Source organism: Pseudochelatococcus contaminans (assembly GCF_014195635.1).
Classification (GTDB): Bacteria; Pseudomonadota; Alphaproteobacteria; order Rhizobiales; family Beijerinckiaceae; genus Pseudochelatococcus; species Pseudochelatococcus contaminans.
Genome location: NZ_JACICC010000001.1, coordinates 297187 through 314593, shown reverse-complemented (window position 1 = coordinate 314593; position 17407 = coordinate 297187). Strand labels below are relative to the sequence as shown.

Annotated in this window: 14 protein-coding genes; 8 read left to right on the top strand and 6 right to left on the bottom strand. The window is 62.2% G+C overall.

Going from position 1 to position 17407, the window contains the following annotated elements:
- Positions 1 to 3: 3 nt before the first annotated feature.
- The 3 genes from atpA to FHS81_RS01265 all read right to left on the bottom strand — a co-directional run bounded on the left by atpA (position 4) and on the right by FHS81_RS01265 (position 3010).
- Positions 4 to 1533, bottom strand: a complete 1530-nt coding sequence (atpA, locus tag FHS81_RS01275) for a F0F1 ATP synthase subunit alpha (RefSeq protein ID WP_183750226.1) — start codon at positions 1531 to 1533, stop codon at positions 4 to 6.
- Complete coding sequence (locus FHS81_RS01270) at positions 1533 to 2096, bottom strand: F0F1 ATP synthase subunit delta (protein ID WP_343052393.1); 564 nt, start codon at positions 2094 to 2096, stop codon at positions 1533 to 1535. Before FHS81_RS01270 ends, atpA begins: the two co-directional genes overlap by 1 nt.
- A 236-nt stretch (positions 2097 to 2332) precedes the next feature.
- Positions 2333 to 3010: a YggS family pyridoxal phosphate-dependent enzyme gene (locus FHS81_RS01265; protein ID WP_343052405.1), complete on the bottom strand. Its 678-nt coding sequence runs from the start codon at positions 3008 to 3010 to the stop codon at positions 2333 to 2335.
- A gap of 346 nt (positions 3011 to 3356) precedes the next feature.
- Here FHS81_RS01265 and leuS point away from each other — a divergent pair, with 346 nt between their 5' ends.
- From leuS to holA, 3 genes are read left to right on the top strand one after another with little or no spacing between them, the layout of a single operon-like run.
- On the top strand, positions 3357 to 5993 hold the full coding sequence (leuS, locus tag FHS81_RS01260) for a leucine--tRNA ligase (protein WP_183750224.1): 2637 nt from the start codon (positions 3357 to 3359) through the stop codon (positions 5991 to 5993).
- Positions 5980 to 6540 carry an LPS assembly lipoprotein LptE gene (locus FHS81_RS01255; protein WP_183750223.1) on the top strand — a complete coding sequence of 187 codons (561 nt, stop codon included), beginning with the start codon at positions 5980 to 5982 and terminating at the stop codon, positions 6538 to 6540. Before leuS ends, FHS81_RS01255 begins: the two co-directional genes overlap by 14 nt.
- Before the next feature lie 6 nt (positions 6541 to 6546).
- Positions 6547 to 7584: a DNA polymerase III subunit delta gene (gene holA / locus FHS81_RS01250; RefSeq protein ID WP_183750222.1), complete on the top strand. Its 1038-nt coding sequence runs from the start codon at positions 6547 to 6549 to the stop codon at positions 7582 to 7584.
- Positions 7585 to 7651: 67 nt separating this feature from the next.
- Here holA and FHS81_RS01245 read toward each other — a convergent pair whose 3' ends face one another.
- The 3 genes from FHS81_RS01245 to FHS81_RS01235 form a co-directional block, all read right to left on the bottom strand.
- On the bottom strand, positions 7652 to 8797 hold the full coding sequence (locus FHS81_RS01245) for a CobW family GTP-binding protein (RefSeq protein WP_183750221.1): 1146 nt from the start codon (positions 8795 to 8797) through the stop codon (positions 7652 to 7654).
- Between the two features lie 72 nt (positions 8798 to 8869).
- Complete coding sequence (locus tag FHS81_RS01240) at positions 8870 to 10162, bottom strand: D-alanyl-D-alanine carboxypeptidase family protein (protein WP_183750220.1); 1293 nt, start codon at positions 10160 to 10162, stop codon at positions 8870 to 8872.
- A gap of 255 nt (positions 10163 to 10417) precedes the next feature.
- On the bottom strand, positions 10418 to 10756 hold the full coding sequence (locus FHS81_RS01235; protein WP_183750219.1) for a BolA family protein: 339 nt from the start codon (positions 10754 to 10756) through the stop codon (positions 10418 to 10420).
- Positions 10757 to 11142: 386 nt separating this feature from the next.
- Here FHS81_RS01235 and FHS81_RS01230 point away from each other — a divergent pair, with 386 nt between their 5' ends.
- The 5 genes from FHS81_RS01230 (at position 11143) to ntrX (ending at position 17374) form a co-directional block, all read left to right on the top strand.
- Positions 11143 to 11562: a J domain-containing protein gene (locus FHS81_RS01230; protein ID WP_343052392.1), complete on the top strand. Its 420-nt coding sequence runs from the start codon at positions 11143 to 11145 to the stop codon at positions 11560 to 11562.
- A gap of 175 nt (positions 11563 to 11737) precedes the next feature.
- Positions 11738 to 11863 carry a type B 50S ribosomal protein L36 gene (ykgO, locus tag FHS81_RS01225; RefSeq protein WP_183750217.1) on the top strand — a complete coding sequence of 42 codons (126 nt, stop codon included), beginning with the start codon at positions 11738 to 11740 and terminating at the stop codon, positions 11861 to 11863.
- Positions 11864 to 12054: 191 nt separating this feature from the next.
- Positions 12055 to 13476, top strand: coding sequence for a site-specific DNA-methyltransferase (locus FHS81_RS01220; protein WP_246374620.1), 1422 nt, complete (start codon positions 12055 to 12057; stop codon positions 13474 to 13476).
- Between the two features lie 266 nt (positions 13477 to 13742).
- Positions 13743 to 16007, top strand: coding sequence for a sensor histidine kinase NtrY-like (locus FHS81_RS01215; protein WP_343052391.1), 2265 nt, complete (start codon positions 13743 to 13745; stop codon positions 16005 to 16007).
- Complete coding sequence (gene ntrX / locus FHS81_RS01210) at positions 16004 to 17374, top strand: nitrogen assimilation response regulator NtrX (RefSeq protein ID WP_183750215.1); 1371 nt, start codon at positions 16004 to 16006, stop codon at positions 17372 to 17374. The genes FHS81_RS01215 and ntrX overlap by 4 nt, the downstream gene beginning before the upstream one ends.
- The last annotated feature ends 33 nt before the right edge of the window (positions 17375 to 17407 follow it).

Here is a 17407-nt window from a genome sequence, read left to right as displayed (position 1 = left end):
CGATCAGTTGAACGTGCGCACGAACTCTTCGACAGCCGCTTTCAGCTTGGCCGCCGTGTCATTCGTGAGGTCTTTCGTCACGCGAATATCCTCAAGGATATCAGCATGCTTGGACCGCACCGAGGCCAGCAGGCCTTCTTCGAACGCGCGAACCTTCGAAACCGGAATGACGTCGAGGTAACCATTCACGCCGGCGTAAATCACGACGACCTGCTCTTCGTTCTTCAGCGGCGAGAACTGAGGCTGCTTCAGCAGCTCGGTCAGGCGCGCGCCGCGGTTGAGCAGACGCTGGGTTGCGGCATCGAGATCCGAACCGAACTGCGCGAAGGCAGCCATCTCACGATACTGGGCAAGCTCACCCTTGATCTTGCCAGCAACCTTCTTCATCGCCTTCGTCTGTGCGGCAGAGCCGACGCGCGAAACCGACAGACCGACGTTCACCGCCGGGCGGATGCCCTGATAGAACAGATCCGTCTCAAGGAAGATCTGCCCATCGGTGATCGAGATCACGTTGGTCGGGATGTAAGCCGACACGTCGTTGGCCTGCGTCTCGACAACGGGAAGAGCGGTCAGCGAACCGAGGCCGTATTCCTCGTTGAGCTTCGCAGCGCGCTCCAGCAGACGGGAGTGCAGATAGAACACGTCACCCGGATAAGCTTCGCGGCCGGGCGGACGACGCAGCAGCAGCGACATCTGGCGGTAAGCCACAGCCTGCTTGGAGAGATCGTCGAACACGATCACTGCGTGCGTTCCGTTGTCGCGGAAGTACTCGCCGATGGCGGTGCCGGAGAACGGAGCCAGATACTGAAGCGGAGCCGCGTCGGAGGCCGTTGCGGCCACGATGATCGAGTACTCCAGAGCGCCTTGCTCTTCGAGAACCTTCACGAACTGGGCAACCGTCGAACGCTTCTGACCCACGGCGACGTAGACGCAGTAAAGCTTCGCTTTCTCGTCGTCGCCCTGATTGATCGACTTCTGGTTGAGGATCGTATCGAGCGCGATCGCGGTCTTGCCGGTCTGGCGGTCACCGATGATCAGCTCACGCTGGCCACGGCCAATCGGGATCAGGGCGTCGATGGCCTTGATGCCCGTCGCCATCGGCTCATGCACCGACTTGCGCGGAATGATGCCGGGAGCCTTCACGTCGACCTGGCGGCGCTCGGTGTACTCAATCGGGCCTTTGCCGTCGATCGGGTTGCCGAGGGCGTCGACCACGCGGCCGAGCAGGCCACGACCGACGGGAACGTCCACGATCGTACCGGTGCGCTTGACGGTCTGGCCTTCCGTGATTTCACGGTCGCTGCCGAAAACCACGACGCCGACGTTGTCGGCTTCGAGGTTGAGGGCCATGCCACGCACGCCGGACTCGAACAACACCGTCTCACCCGCCTGGACATTGTCCAGACCGTAGACGCGGGCGATACCATCACCCACCGAGAGAACCTGGCCGACCTCAGTAACTTCGGCTTCCTCGCCGAAATTCTTGATCTGCTCCTTGAGAATTGCGGAAATTTCCGCCGCACGTATGCTCATCAGCCGACCTCTTTCAACGCGAGACGGATAGAATTCAGTTTATAACGCAGGCTCGCGTCGACGAGGCGACTGCCGAGCTTGACAATGATGCCGCCCAGAATGGCGGGATTCACCTTGACGTCGAGAATGACCTCGCCGCCTTTCGCCGCGCCCTGAAGGGATGTTTTAATCTCTTCCAGTGCTTTCGGCGACGGCTCTTCAGCCAACGTCACCTCGGCGCGCACGATCCCACGGCTTTCGGCCACGAGGGCCTTGTATGCCTTGATGATCTCGCGAACAAGGAAAAGACGGTGGTTGGACGCGACCAACCGGATGAAGTTGCCTGCTGTTCCGCCGATACCGGCCTTGTCCAGAACCGCGCTGATGGCGGCGAGCTGCTGCTCGGCCGTGAACACCGGAACCCGTACGAGCCGCGCCAGATCATCGCTTTCCACGATGAGGGCGTCGAACCGATCGAGATCAGCGGTGACAGCATCAATGTTCTTTTCTTCAGCCGTCAGCTCGAACAGCGCGGTAGCATAGCGTCCCGCGACGCCGGAAACGATCGATCCGCCTTTTGACACGGGCCTCTCTCCGGGTTGATCGAAAGGATATGCGCATGCAGCCCCAAGGGCCGTCGCACCCATCCACTCGCCTGCAAACTCTAAGGTGAGAACGGGAACGCGATCTGCCTTCCCGTGTTATTGGCGTGCCCTAACATAGCCTAGAACACCGCGCAACCCGGCTTGTCACAATCTGGCCACTTCGTTGCACGCATGTCACGCTGTGCACACAGACTTCGCGAACGCAAGTTTCAGGATCAGACAGCGTATGCGCGCGAGCCGAACAGGGCTGATCCCACGCGGACATACGTCGCGCCCAGCATGACGGCCTGCTCGAAGTCGCCGCTCATTCCCATGGACAACTGTTTGATTCCATTCCGCTTTGCGATTTCCGCCAACAATGCGAAATGCGGCGACGGCGGTTCGTCCACGGGGGGAATGCACATCAGCCCCGCAATCTCCAGACCATGCTCCTCGCGGCATTCTCGGATGAACGAATCAGCCGACTGAGGAACGACGCCTGCCTTCTGCGTCTCCTCGCCGGTGTTGATCTGGATGAAGAGTTCGGGAAGCGGATCGCCGCCCCGGCGCGCGCGTTCCTTTGCCAACTCCCGCGCCAGCGATGCGCGGTCGAGCGAATGGATGGCGTTGAACAGCGCGACGGCCTCGCGCACTTTGTTTGTCTGCAACGGCCCGATGAGATGCAATCGCACATCTGGGTAGTCCTGCCGAAGCGCGGGCCATTTTTCTTTTGCTTCCTGCACGCGATTCTCGCCGAACACACGCTGACCGGCATCGAGCAAAGGCCGAATCGCTTCCGCATCGAACGTTTTCGACACCGCGACCAGCGTCACCTCCGCCGGATCGCGCCCTTCCTCCACAGCCGAGCGGGTAATCGCGGCGCGCACTGCGGCAAGACGAGCAGCCGCAGACACCTGATCTTCGCGGGCTGCGGACCCGGAGGCGTCACCGCCATGCTGGTCATCAGGGCTGTCGGTCATATCGGTGTCCTGCATATCGGTGTCCTGTTTGCATCATTCCCCCGTCATTCACCGGGCAAATCCTTTCAGGCGCCGTGGAATGCGGAGAGCACGTTGACGGCATCGCCCATTCGTGCCCTAGTCCTGCGCAACTTGCACTGCACTCTCGCTGCGGGGAAATATCCTCGCGCGGGATTGCATTGTTGTGCAGACCACAGGCCTCTACGATGTGCGGCAACGGATTGCGGATAGCAAGGCCAGTATCGCCAGACCAGGACAGTTGGACCAAGATAGCCAGACCATGAGTGCGGACGCAACGAACACGGAACGCTATAACCCCAAGGACGTGGAACCCCGCTGGCGCGCGGCGTGGGAAGAGAAGGAAATTTTCCACACCCGCAACGACGACAGCCGCCCGCCCTATTATGTGCTTGAGATGTTTCCCTACCCTTCGGGACGCATTCACATGGGCCATGTTCGCAACTATGCGATGGGCGACGTGGTGGCCCGCTACAAGCGCGCCAAGGGTTTCAACGTGCTGCACCCCATGGGTTGGGACGCGTTCGGCATGCCGGCTGAAAATGCCGCAATGGAGCACAAGGTCCACCCGGCGCAGTGGACCTATGCGAACATCGCTTCGATGCGCAAGCAGCTGAAATCCATGGGGCTGTCGCTGGACTGGAGCCGCGAGTTCGCGACCTGCGACCCCACATATTACAAGCATCAGCAGAAGCTGTTCATCGATTTCCTGAAGAATGGGCTCGTGGACCGCAAGACGGCGAAGGTCAACTGGGATCCGGTCGACCACACGGTGCTGGCGAACGAGCAGGTGATTGACGGGCGCGGCTGGCGCTCCGGCGCGCTCGTCGAGCAGCGCGAGCTGACGCAGTGGTTCCTCAAGATCACGGACTTCGCGCAGGATCTCGACGACGCGCTCGACACCCTCGACCGCTGGCCCGAAAAAGTGCGCCTCATGCAGCGCAACTGGATTGGCCGCTCGGAAGGTCTTGCCTTGCGATTCGCGCTCGACCCCGCAGGCGCGCCTGCGGATTTTTCGGAAATCGAAGTCTACACCACCCGTCCCGATACGCTGTTCGGCGCGCGTTTCCTAGCCATTTCGGCGGATCATCCGCTGGCCAAGGCATTGGCGGCAGACAATGCGGCCCTCACCGGCTTCATTGAGGAATGCCATCAGGTGGGCACGGCTGCCGAGGCGCTGGAAAAGGCCGAGAAGAAGGGCTTCGACACCGGCCTCACGGTTCAGCATCCGTTCGATCCCGAATGGAAGCTGCCGGTTTACGTGGCCAATTTCGTGCTCATGGACTACGGCACCGGCGCGGTGTTCGGCTGCCCGGCGCACGACCAGCGCGATCTCGATTTTTCGAATGCGTACGGGCTTGGCAACACTCCTGTCGTGTGCCCGCCGGATGTTGACCCGGCGAGCTTCGTCGTCACCGATACCGCGTTTACCGATGACGGCGTGTTGATCAATTCCCGCTTCCTCGACGGGTTGACCATTGCGCAGGCGAAGGAAGAGGTGGCTTCGCGGCTTGAGAAAGAAGTCCGCGGCGGCGCGCCCGTTGCCGTGCGCAAGGTGAATTTCCGCCTGCGTGACTGGGGTATCTCGCGCCAGCGCTACTGGGGCTGCCCGATTCCGATCATCCACTGCGACAGTTGCGGCCCGGTGCCGGTTCCGGAGCAGGATCTGCCGGTGAGGCTGCCCGACGACGTGAGCTTCGACCAGCCGGGCAATCCGCTCGACCGCCACAACGCGTGGAAGCAGGTGCCCTGCCCGCAATGCGGCGGCGCGGCCCGGCGCGAGACGGACACCATGGACACGTTCGTCGATTCGTCCTGGTACTTCGCCCGCTTTACGGACCCGCATAACGAATCGGCGCCAACCGATCCCGCCGTGGCCAATCACTGGCTGCCGGTGGATCAGTATATCGGCGGCATCGAGCATGCGATTCTGCACCTGCTCTATTCGCGCTTCTTCAGCCGGGCCATGGCGGTAACGGGTCACCTGTCGGTCAAGGAGCCGTTTGCCGGCCTGTTCACCCAGGGCATGGTCGTGCACGAAACCTACCGTGACGCTAACCGGACATGGGTGGAGCCGGCGCATGTGCGCTTCGAGGCCGGTGATAGCGATGCGCGGCGCGCATTCCATATCGAAACCGGCGAGCCGATCGAAATCGGCTCCATCGAAAAGATGTCGAAATCGAAGAAGAACGTCATCGATCCAGACGAGATCATCGGCACCTTCGGGGCCGATACGGCGCGGTGGTTCATGCTGTCCGATTCGCCGCCGGAACGCGATTTCATCTGGTCCGAGGAAGGCGTGCAGGGCGCGCACCGTTTCATCCAGCGGCTGTGGCGGCTGGTGCAGGAGGCCGCGCACCTTTCCGCCACCGATGGTGTGGACGATGAGGCGGCGGCGCTCAAGCTGCGCAAGGCAGCGCACCGCGCGGTCATTGCCGTGGACGAGGACATCGAGCGGCTGCGTTTCAACCGCGCCGTGGCCCAGATCTACGAACTCGCCAATGCCTTGCAGGATGCGCTGGTGCCCGCGCGCAAGAACGGCGCAAGCGCTGCACTGGTTGCAGCGGCGCGGGAAGCGGCGACTTTCCTGACCCAGATCGCTGCGCCGATGACGCCGCATCTCTCCGAGGAATGCTGGGCGCTGCTCGGCAATGAAGGTTTTGTCGCTGAAGCGCCATGGCCGGTTGCGGATCGTGCGCTGACGGTAGAAGATGTGATATCTCTGCCCGTGCAGGTTAACGGCAAGAAGCGCGCCGACCTTGAAATCGCGCGCGATGCCGATCAGGCCAGCATCGAGGCGGCCGTTCTGGCGCTTGACGCCGTGCAGCGTGCGGCGGAAGGACGGCCCGTGCGCAAGATCATCATCGTCCCGCAGAGGATCGTCAATGTCGTGGTCTGACACCATCCGCCTGCTGCCGCGCGTTGCGGCCGTCGTCATCGCGGCTGCCGCCCTTGGCGGCTGCTTCCGGCCCATGTACGCCGTGTCGCCGGACGGCACCAGCGTACAGGACCAGCTCGCGTCCATCGAGGTCGCGACCATCAATCCCGGCAATCACGACAACCCCCGGCTGGCCTATTACACGCAGTCGGAGCTGACGTATCGCCTGTCGGGCGGCGCGCCGGGTGAAACTCCGAAACGCTATCGGCTGGAAACGTCGGTGCGGGAAAGCATCACCTCGACCATCGTCAACACGTCGACGGGTAACGCAGAGGCGGCTCTTCTCAAGGGGCAGGCCGACTTCCGCCTCGTGCCTGTGGAGGGCGGTGAGCCGGTCTATTCCGGACAGGCGCTGGCATCGTCCGCTTATGATCGCACGCCCCAGCGATTCGCCGCGTTGCGCGCGGCTCGTGACGCCCAGATCCGGGTTGCGACGGCGCTGGCCGAACAGATCAAGACGCGAATCGCGGCCCAGTTCGCCGGGCAGAAAATCCGGGCGGGGCGCTGATCGGCCATGGTTGCCGTGAAGGCTGCCGATGCCGAACGCGTTCTTTCAAACCCGGACCCGAAAGCCGTCGTGTTTCTGGTCTACGGGCCGGACGCGGGTCTCGTTGCCGAGCGCGCCAAACGGCTGGCAAATGGCGCGGTTGAAGATCCGGCAGACCCCTTCCAGATGGTGAGGATCGAAGGTGACGATGTCGCTTCCGATCCTTTGCGCCTGCTGGATGAAGCGAACACCATCGGCCTTTTCGGTGGGCGGCGGGCTATCCGCGTCAGTGCGACCGGGCGCAATCTGGCCTCGGCGTTGACGCCGCTTCTCGCCACTCCGCCGCAAGACGCCATCGTGGTTGTGGAGGCCGGGGATCTGCAACGCTCATCCCCGTTGCGGACGCTGTGTGAGCGTTCGCCCGTGGCGCTTGCCATTCCCTGCTATACCGATGGCGCCCGCGAAATCGGCGGTCTCGTTGACAGCATGTTGCGCGAGCACAACCTGGCAATCGAACGCGACGCACGCGCTGTTCTCATCTCGCTGCTCGGCGGAGACAGGGCTGCCAGCCGGTCCGAAGTTGAAAAACTGATGCTCTACGCGCGCGGCAGCAAGGAAATATCGCTGGCGGACGTGCATGCGGTGGTGGGCGACGTTTCGGCGCTGGCCGTCGATGCGGCCGTGGACGCGGCTTATGGGGGAGATCTGCCTGCCCTCGATATCGCCTTCACCCGCCTGATGCACGAAGGGTTTGATGCCGGTGTGCTGCTGGGATTCGTGCTGCGCCACGGCCTGATGCTGGCGCGGGCCCGCAATGGCATCGAGGCGAATGGCGGCTCGCCGGCGTCGGCGGTGGAGGGCATGCGCAGTCTGCATTTCAAGCGCAAGGCTGCCGTGGAGCGCCACCTGAGGCTCTGGACCGGCACGGATCTCACGCGCGTCGTGCGGGAGGTGGGAACGGCCACCGGCAACACACGCCGCAATGCCGCGCTGGCCCCAGAACTGGCGCAGAAAACTTTATGGAGCATCGCATTGGCCGCCAGACGCGCAGCAGCGCGCGGCTAGATGACACCCTGCATCTAAACACCGAAGTTACCGGCAGACTTATATTACGGGCCCACCGGAAAACGCCTTATCGCCTCAGCGATAGCGGATTATCGGTCAGGGCGGCGGCATCGGGCGCATCGATGGCAGGCTCGCCGGTGAAGGCGTTCCACAAACGGCGCACGAACGATTCGTCGAGATCGCGCAAAATGAAGACCAGCCGTGTGGAGTGATCTGCATCCGGCCATTGCGGCAGGGTTATCGGCGTGTGAAACAGATGCTGCACACCGTGCACGATAACGGGTCTGCCGGGATCGTCAGCTATCCGCACGATGCCTTTGACACGCAGAAGATTCGGCCCGTGCGCCGAGCGCAGCAGATCCAGAAACGAATCAAAACGCCCGCGCCCGATCGCCGACGGCGTCGAGAGGCAGAACGCCCGAATGCGTGCATCATGGCGGTTAACGTCATGATGGTGGTGGCCATGCTCATGATGACCGTGGTGGTGATGGCGGCGATCGTGCGCGCCCTCGCCATGCGGATAATCAAAAGCCTCGGCGGCAAGCCACTCGCGCACGTCAGCGATCTTGCCGTCGACATCATAAAGACCGGCGTCCAGCAGGCGCGATGCCGTCGCCTCCCCTGCCGCAGCGTCGAGAATGGGTGCGGCAGGGTTGAGCCGGCGCAGCCGGGCGCGTAGCGCCTGCTCCGCGGATGCATCGCCGAGCAGATCGACCTTGGTCAGCACCAGCCGGTCGGCAACCGCAATCTGCTTGATCGCCTCGGGATGAGCGTCCAGCGTCTGCGCGCCGTTGACCGCATCGACCAGCGTGATCACGCCGGAAAGCGCAAAGCGCTGCCCAAGGAAGGGATGGTGGATCAGCGTGTGCAGAATGGGCGCGGGGTCCGCGAGGCCGGTGGTTTCGATCACGACGCGGCGGAACGACAGCTCACCCGCGTCACGCTTTTGCAGCAGGTCTTCGAGGGTGGCGATGAGATCACCGCGAATCGAACAGCACAAGCACCCGGACGACAGCAACAGCATGCCCTCGTCGACGCTCTCCACCAGCAGGTGATCAAGCCCGATCTCGCCAAATTCGTTCATGATCACGACCGTGCCGTCCAGCGCGGGATCTTGCAGAAGGCGGTTGAGCAGCGTCGTCTTGCCCGCGCCGAGAAACCCCGTGATGACGGCCAGCGGCACGGGACGGGCGGGCGATGCGGAAACAGTCATTGAATGTGAATGCCCTGTCAGGAATGGGGGAACCGCCAGCCGATGAAGCGACCGCTGCAAGCGGTCGCCGTTTTATCGTGCCGCTGCCGGAGGTAGCCCGAGCACGTCTTGCAGCACCAGCGGGGCGCTGCCTTCCAGCACTGGCGCCGGAGCGACAGGCGCGGTGAAGGCTTGCGCCGTCTCGGGAACCGCAGGACGAGGTTTTGCCACAGGCTGGGGCTTTGCAACCGCTCTCACAACCGGCGCAGGTGCCGGAGCCGGAGCCGGATTTGCCGGCGCGGCCACGGCCTGCTGCACCGCACCGCCACCTGACCCGATGAATACCGGAATCGGCGGGATATCCGCGCGGCGAATCAACGTGCCGGGCTTTTCGCCCTCCACCACTGTCAGGCGACGTCGCACTGTGCCGCCGGTGAAGAACGCATGCACAGCCGAACCATCGCCGGAGGCAGAGGGGATGTTGTCGTCGTCGGCCAGAATGGTGCGATTCGCACCGCAGATCGCTTCGCGCATATTGGGCGGCACGGCGGCACTGCCGGTCGGAATATCCTCGATACGCCGCGAGGCCGTGACACGGCCCGAGAAACCATAATCGAACAATTCCGCCGCGCGGATGGTGCGCCGGGTGGCAGTTGGCTCACCGAGCAAAACTGCGATCAGCCGGCGGTTGCCGTCCCGCGCCGTGGCGACGACATTGAAGCCGGAGGCGCAGATAAAGCCGGTCTTCATCCCCTCGGCCCCGGGGTAACGGCCGATCAGGCCATTGGTGTTGCGGTGCACCTTTTTGCCAAGCTGCACGCCGCCGATGCCGAAATAAGACTGGAACTGCGGAAAATCATTCAGAAGCGCGCGGGCGAGAACGGCCATATCGCGCGCGGTCGTGCGTTGGCGCGGGTCCATCAAGCCATGCGGATTGACGAAGTTGCTGTCGTGCATACCGAGCTGGCGGGCGTTGGCGTTCATGGCTGCGGCGAAGCCTTCCACGCTTCCCCCCACGCCCTCGGCCAGCACCACGGCGATATCGTTGGCCGAGCGCACCAGCATCATCTTGAGAGCATTATCCACGGTTACCACGGTACCGGGTTTGAAGCCCATTTTGGAAGGCGGCGTCTTCGCCGCATTGGCCGACACCTTCAGCGGCGTGTCGAGCGACAACCGTCCGGCGCGAATCTCATTCAGCACTACATATGTGGTCAGCAGCTTGGTAACGGAGGCCGGATACCACGGTGTGGACGCATCTTCTTCGAACAGAACCCTGCCGTTTGAGGCATCGATGAGCAGGGCGGGCCGCGCTTCTGCCGGCGCGGCAAGCGATACGAGCGGCAACGCCGCGACAAACGCTGCCCTGCGCAGAGTCCTGAACATTCCGCGTGTCACTTTCGTCTTCCGATCCGGCTGAGGTCCGATTGAACCCATGCATGACTTAAATGTGGCGTGACTTGATGGGCGACACCATAAACCTGTTCCGGCGTCATTCCAAAACCAATTTGGCCAAAAACCAATTTGGCCAAAAAACGGTTTCGGCCGGGCAATCCTGTCTCGATCAGGCAATCTCAGGATATTGCGGCGCGGGCATGACAATCCGCAATAATAATCCGCGACCGCCTGCCGCATTACACTTCAGGCGATGCCACGCTCGGCAGCTTCCGCAGGCGTCAGAGTGGTCAACGCCAACGCATGCAGACCGGTGTTGAACTCTTCGGCGAGCAGCGCATTGATATGGCGCTGGCGGTCGATACGGCTCTTGCCGGTGAATGCCGATGCAACCACGACGATGTCATAGTGGGTTTCGCCGCCCTCTCGCCAGCCGCCATGACCGGCGTGACGGTGCGATTCGTCTTCGATCCGCAGTATTTCGGGTTGGAGATCCTGTTCAAGAATCCGTGCGATACGGGTTTTTCTGTCGCCGGTTTGCGGTGCGTTTACAGGAACTGTAGGAGAGTTGTCGGATTGCGTCATATTTGTCACCCCTGTCGTTTTCTGCGATTCCGGGTATCCTCTGCCAGGCTCGCAATGCCGGCCGTTAGCCCGGGATTAGACATTGTCGTGTTTCAACGGGTCTTGTCCAACCGGGAGCCAGATCGCATAAATCCACGCTCATATGAATACGGTCCAATCAACGCACGCTCATGAATATCAACTCACGCCTTTTCGACCGAATCCGCACCCGCCCCAAACGCGCCGAGGAAGCCAGTTCCCCGTCCGCAACGACGTGCGAGCATCCAGGATGCGCCGAACCGGGCCGTTTTCGCGCGCCAAAAGGCCGCGGACAGGAAGGACAGTACTGGAATTTCTGTCTGGAGCACGTGCGCGCCTATAACCAATCATATAATTATTTCAACGGGATGAGCGATAACGACGTCGCCGCCTATCAAAAAGATGCGACAACGGGCCATCGGCCAACGTGGTCGATGGGCGTCAACAATCCCACCACGCGCGAGGCGATGCGCGCACGGCGCGAGGGCATGCCCGGCGGGGAAGCCTATGAGATCGACGATTCGTTCGGGCTGTTCACCTCCCGCACCCGGCAATCGCGCACCATGAACGACGACGATGCCCGCCCGCGCCTGTCGAGCACGGCGATTCGCGCGCTGGATCAACTCGGCCTCGATGCCGGGGTGGATGCCCTCACCATCAAGGCGCGTTACAAGCTTCTGGTGAAACGCTTCCATCCTGACGCCAACGGCGGCGATCGCTCGTTCGAGGAACGGTTGCAGGAAATCATCAGCGCCTACAACACCCTGAAAGCCATCGGGCTGGTGTGAAGCGGCGAGACAAATATCGCTGGCGAACGATAAGTCGGTATTGACGCGGAGGGGCAGAAGCGCTAGGTATCCCCATCTGAAATCTATTAGGTTTTCTGGTCGCTACATATTCCTGTGGCGACCGGTTCTATTTTTACCGGCAGGCCTCGGGCTGCGCCGGACGGAGAACGGTTCGATGAAAATTCGCAACTCGCTGAAATCGCTCCGCGCCCGTCATCGCGACAACCAGCTCGTGCGTCGCAAGGGCCGCGTTTACATCATCAACAAGACCCAGAAGCGTTACAAGGCGCGTCAGGGTTGATGCCGTGCGTCTCGCGACATGCGGGGCGTCACGTCTTTGAGGCTACGGCCTTCGGCATTTACAGCCCCCGGATCACTCCGGGGGCTGTTTTCTTGTAACCATCGCCTTGCTGCCGAGCCGCGCGTGTTCGAGCCGATCCATAGGCGCGCGTGCAGGTTGCGGTAACGCACGGAATTGAAGAGCGCTTCGTGATGCGCCATCCGCCCAGAACCGCGACATCGGCAAGCGCATCCAATATTGCAAGTGCGCCGGATATTTTTGCGCCGACGCCGCCCTCTGGCTATGGGCTGGTGTGGCCCGGAAAAGACGCGGCATGGCGAGAAGCCGCCACGCCGGTCGACGCCGCGCTTCGGCAAGTTGAGGCTCCGGAAGGGTGCTTCGCCGACAATTTGTTGATCGAGGGCGATAACCTCGGCGCCCTGAAGCTTCTCCTGCCAGAGTGGCGCGGACGGGTAAAGCTCATTTACATCGACCCGCCCTACAACACCGGCAGCCCCCTGCTCTATAAGGATAATTTCCGCTCCTCACAGAAGAACGACGGCGAATGGGTGGCGGCGCACGCGGCGTGGCTGTCGATGATGGCTCCGCGCCTTTTGCTGGCGCGCGAGATGTTGCGTGAGGATGGTGTGATCCTCATCAGCATCGGCGACGAGGAACTGGATGCACTGACCCAGCTTGGCCGGGAAATTTTCGGCAACGATAATTTCTGCGGGCATCTGATATGGGAGCGCAAGCGAAAGCCCTCATTCCTCGACGGGCAGATGGGGCGAATCACCGAGTTCATCGTCTGCTTCGCGCGCAACAGGGCCAAGGCCCCGCCATTCACCGCCGGCAGCGTCACTCAGGGCAAGAAATATCCCTTCAACAACGCTGGCAACGGCGTGCGTGTGCTGACCTTCCCGGCGGGAGCCGTAACATTCGGCTTTGGCGATCGGCTGATTGAGCCGCAGGACATGTCCGCCGGCAACATCCACACGCGCTTGCTGGATGCGGTCACGGTTGCCGATGGCGTCAATCGCGATGCCTTCCGGCTGGAAGGCGAATGGCGCTATGCCCAGGAAACGCTGGACAAACTGGTGCGCGACGGGGCCGGCATCACCATCCGCAAGGTGCCGTTCCGGCCCAATCTTGTGACGTATTCCGCAGCGCGCAAAAAAACCGCGAACCTGCTATCATGGCGCATCAACGGCATTCCTACCAACGAGGACGGCACCTCGGAGTTGCGCCGGATTTTCGGCGCGGACATCATGCCCTACCCCAAGCCTTCAGGCTTGATCGCCTATCTCGCGGACATGGTGACGGGCGATGGCGATGTCGTGATGGATTTCTTCGCCGGCTCCGGTTCCACGGCGCATGGATTGTGGCGGGCTGACGCGCGGCGCGGCATTCGGCGGCGCTTCATTCTGGTGCAGTCCGCGGAGCCTACCCGCCAGCCGCGCGGCAAGGACGGATGGCGCACCTCCGCAGCGTGGGACGCAGGCTACCCGACAATTTTCGCCATCGCCCACGAGCGGCTGAAGCGTGTCGCGCAAATGCCGGACTGCCTCGGCGCCGACACGCGGTTTCGCGTGCTACGCGTCGATCCGCCGCGCGACACAGGTAACACGCGATGACTTATACAATTTTTGGAAAATTGCGGATAAGTCGGGGACACGCGACAACGCGAACGGAGATGCAGGCATAAAACTGCTGACTTGTTGCCGGGGTTGTCGTATCCATACAACACTGTTGTCCAGATGCATCAGCTGGCGAATCGCCCGCAACGTGGTCTCCCTGTGCCGGAACCGCCACGCTGCGCACCATCAGCCATTTCGATAACGCGGGAACGGTGCCGCCTTTGACATATATCGCAGACAAACAGCCAAAGCGCGGATCGCGGGTGTCAGGCATCGCCGGCACCTTCGCGGTCGTGCTGTCGCTGATGTCCGCGCTGGTGACCTTCCTCGTTCTCACGGGTCTGACGCCCATCCTGCCGACCCATGCGGTGGTTGTCTGGGCCTTGATCGGCAACGGTATCCTCGTGGTGGTGCTGATCGGCATTGTGCTCTGGGAGGCATGGGCCATCCTTCGGGCGCGCCGCGCTGGCGCCGCAGCCGCCGGCATTCACGTGCGCATCGTGTCGCTGTTCAGCCTCGTCGCGGCGTTTCCGGCCATCCTTGTGGCCCTCGTCGCCTCGATCACACTGGAACGCGGGCTTGACCCGTGGTTCACCAACTCGCTGAAGGCGCTGATCGCCAACACATCCGAGATCGCCGACGCCTATCGCGACAGTCAGTGCCGTAATCTGGCGCGCGAAACAGATCTGATGGCAGCCGATCTCAACCGCGCGCTGGTGCTTTACCAGGCAGACAAGAAGCTGTTTCAGGAGTTCTTCCGCTCCCGCGCCATATTCCTCGGCTTCCCGGTGGCGATGTTGCTGAAGCCGGACGGTACCGTCGTGGATCGCGTCGTGCCCGAGGGCGATACGCAGGTGCCGATGCCCAATGCACGCGATCTTGCGGCGGCGACCGCTCGCGATCCCGTCTGCATCATTCCGCAGGAGGGAAACCTGTTCCGCTCCGTGCTGAAGCTGGAATGGGAAGACGACACCATTCTTTATGTCATGCGCCCGGTCGATCCGCGCGCCGTGGAATTCCCTGCCGCCGCGGAAGTCGGCGTCGCGTATTATCAGGCGCTGGAAGAAAAGAAGGTCGGCATCCAGATTGCCTTCGCGTCGATGTTCGCGCTTGTGGCGCTGATCGTGCTTCTGTCCGCCGTCTGGTTCGGCCTCAGCCTCGCCAACCGGCTGGTCGCGCCGATCCGCCGCCTGATCCACGCCTCGGATCAGGTAGCGAGCGGCAACTTCTACGTGCGCGTGCCGGTGTTGCGGAAAGAGGGCGACCTCGGGCATCTCAGCACTTCCTTCAACAAGATGACCTCCGAACTGCGACGCCAGCACGATGGCCTTCTGGAGGCCAACGAAGTCATCGACGAACGCCGCCGCTTCACCGAGGCGGTGCTGGCCGGCGTCTCCGCCGGCGTCATCGGCGCGGACGGTGAAGGGGTTATCACCATCGTCAACCGCTCCGGCGAAGCCCTGCTGGGCACGGCGGCGACCGATCTGACGGGGCGTCGTGTGGCCGAGGCGATCCCGGAAATTGCCGGGCTCATGGATGACGCCACCGCCAACGAGGCGCTGACCAGCGACCGGCGGACAGCAACGGGCGAACCACTCCACGGCAGGGCGCAGGGGCAGGTATCGCTGTCGCGCGGCGGCCGGGACCGCATGCTGAACGTGCGCGTCACCAGCGAGCGCGATGAGCGTGAACACCACGGCTTCGTCATCACGCTCGATGACATTACCGGGCTCGTGGCAGCCCAGCGCACGGCTGCCTGGGCAGATGTAGCCCGCCGCATCGCCCATGAAATCAAGAATCCGCTCACGCCGATCCAGTTGTCCGCCGAGCGCATCCGGCGCAAATACGGCAAGGTCATCGTCGAAGACAAACAGATTTTCGATCAATGCGTCGAGACTATCGTCCGGCAGGTTGACGACATCAAGCGCATGGTGGACGAGTTCTCCTCCTTCGCCCGAATGCCGAAACCCGCACAGGCCGATGATGATATCGTCGAAACGGTACGACAGGTACTGTTCCTGATGCGTGTCGGCTCACCAGATCTGCAATTCACCGAGTCACTGCCGGACCATGGCGTTATCGCCTATTTCGACCGCCGCCTGCTGTCGCAAGCGCTTACCAATATCGTGAAGAACGCCACGGAGGCGGTGAAAGCCGTTCCCGAGGAGGAGCGCGGCCCCGGTGTCATTCACGTCGAGGTGCGCGAGGAAGCTGGCAATGTCGTTATCGAGGTGACGGACAATGGCAAGGGCTTCCCGCGTGAGAACCGCCAGCGGCTGCTGGAGCCTTACATGACCACGCGTGAAGGCGGCACAGGTCTGGGCCTTGCCATCGTGGGCAAGATTCTCGAAGATCATGGCGGCGGCATTCAGTTGCTCGATAACTCCGCCGGCCGGGGCGGACGTGTCGTGCTCTGGCTGCCGGTTAGCGCCAGCGATACAAAGCCGGCGAAAAATATTTCCACACCATCCCCTGACAATGCCCCTGCAGCGGGAACGGACAACAGCCAACCGGGAGCAAGCGCATGAGTGCCGACATCCTTATTGTCGATGACGAAACCGACATCCGGGATCTTGTCGCCGGCATCCTGGAAGACGAGGGCCACCGCACGAGATCGGCAGGCAGTTCCGACGATGCCCTGGCGGCGATCGAGGCGCGGCGGCCGCACCTGGTCTTTCTGGACATCTGGCTGCAAGGCAGCCGCCTCGACGGCTTGCAGGTTCTCGACATCATCAAGGAGAACAATCCCGAGCTGCCGGTGGTGATGATATCTGGCCATGGCAATATCGAAACTGCCGTGTCCGCGATCCGGCGAGGGGCCTACGACTTCATCGAGAAGCCGTTCAAGGCTGACCGTCTGGTGTTGGTGGCAGAGCGAGCGCTGGAAGCTTCGCGCCTGCGCCGCGAAGTAAAGGATCTGCGTGCCCATTCTGTGCAGGCGAACCGCATCGTCGGCCACTCGGCAGCGATGAACCAGTTGCGGCAGGTGGTGGAACGCGTCGCGCCCACCAACGCGCGCGTGTTGATCACGGGCGCCCCGGGATCGGGCAAAGAGCTTGTCGCCCGCACCATCCACAATACATCCAACCGCGCCTCCGCACCGTTCGTGATTATCAATGCCGCGAATATCACGCCCGAAACCATGGAGCAGGAGCTTTTCGGCATCGAGGCTTCGGATGGCAACCCCCGGCGCATCGGCGCGCTGGAAGAGGCACACGGCGGCACGCTTTACATCGATGAAGTCGCCGACATGCCGCGCGAGACGCAGAGCCGCATCTTACGCGTGCTTGTGGACCAGAATTTCCAGCGGCTCGGCGGTTCGACGCGCGTCCATGTCGATGTGCGCATCATCGCTTCCACCGGACGTGATCTCGCGCATGAAATTGCGCACGAACGTTTCCGTGAAGACCTCTACCACCGCCTCAGCGTGATGCCGATCCGCGTCCCTTCACTGGCAGAGCATCGCGAAGACGTGCCGGAGTTGATCAACTTCTTCATGGACCAGATATCGCAGTCCACCGGCCTGCCCCGTCGTGTGATCGCGGAAGACGCGCTGGCGGTTTTGCAATCCCATGACTGGCCTGGCAACGTCCGGCAGTTGCGCAACAATGTCGAGCGCCTGATGATCCTGTCGGGCGGCGATCCCGAGATGGTCATCTCGACTCAGATGCTGCCGGCGGAAATCGGCACATTGGTACCAACCACACCAACCGGCGCCGGTGGCGAAAAGCTGATGAGCCTGACATTGCGGGACGCGCGTGAGATTTTCGAGCGCGAGTATCTTATCGCTCAGATTAACCGTTTTTCAGGTAACGTATCGCGCACAGCGGAGTTCATCGGCATGGAGCGCTCTGCGCTGCATCGCAAACTGAAATCGCTCGGCATCGGCAACTGATACAAAAGACAGTTACCCCGATTGAAAAGTCCC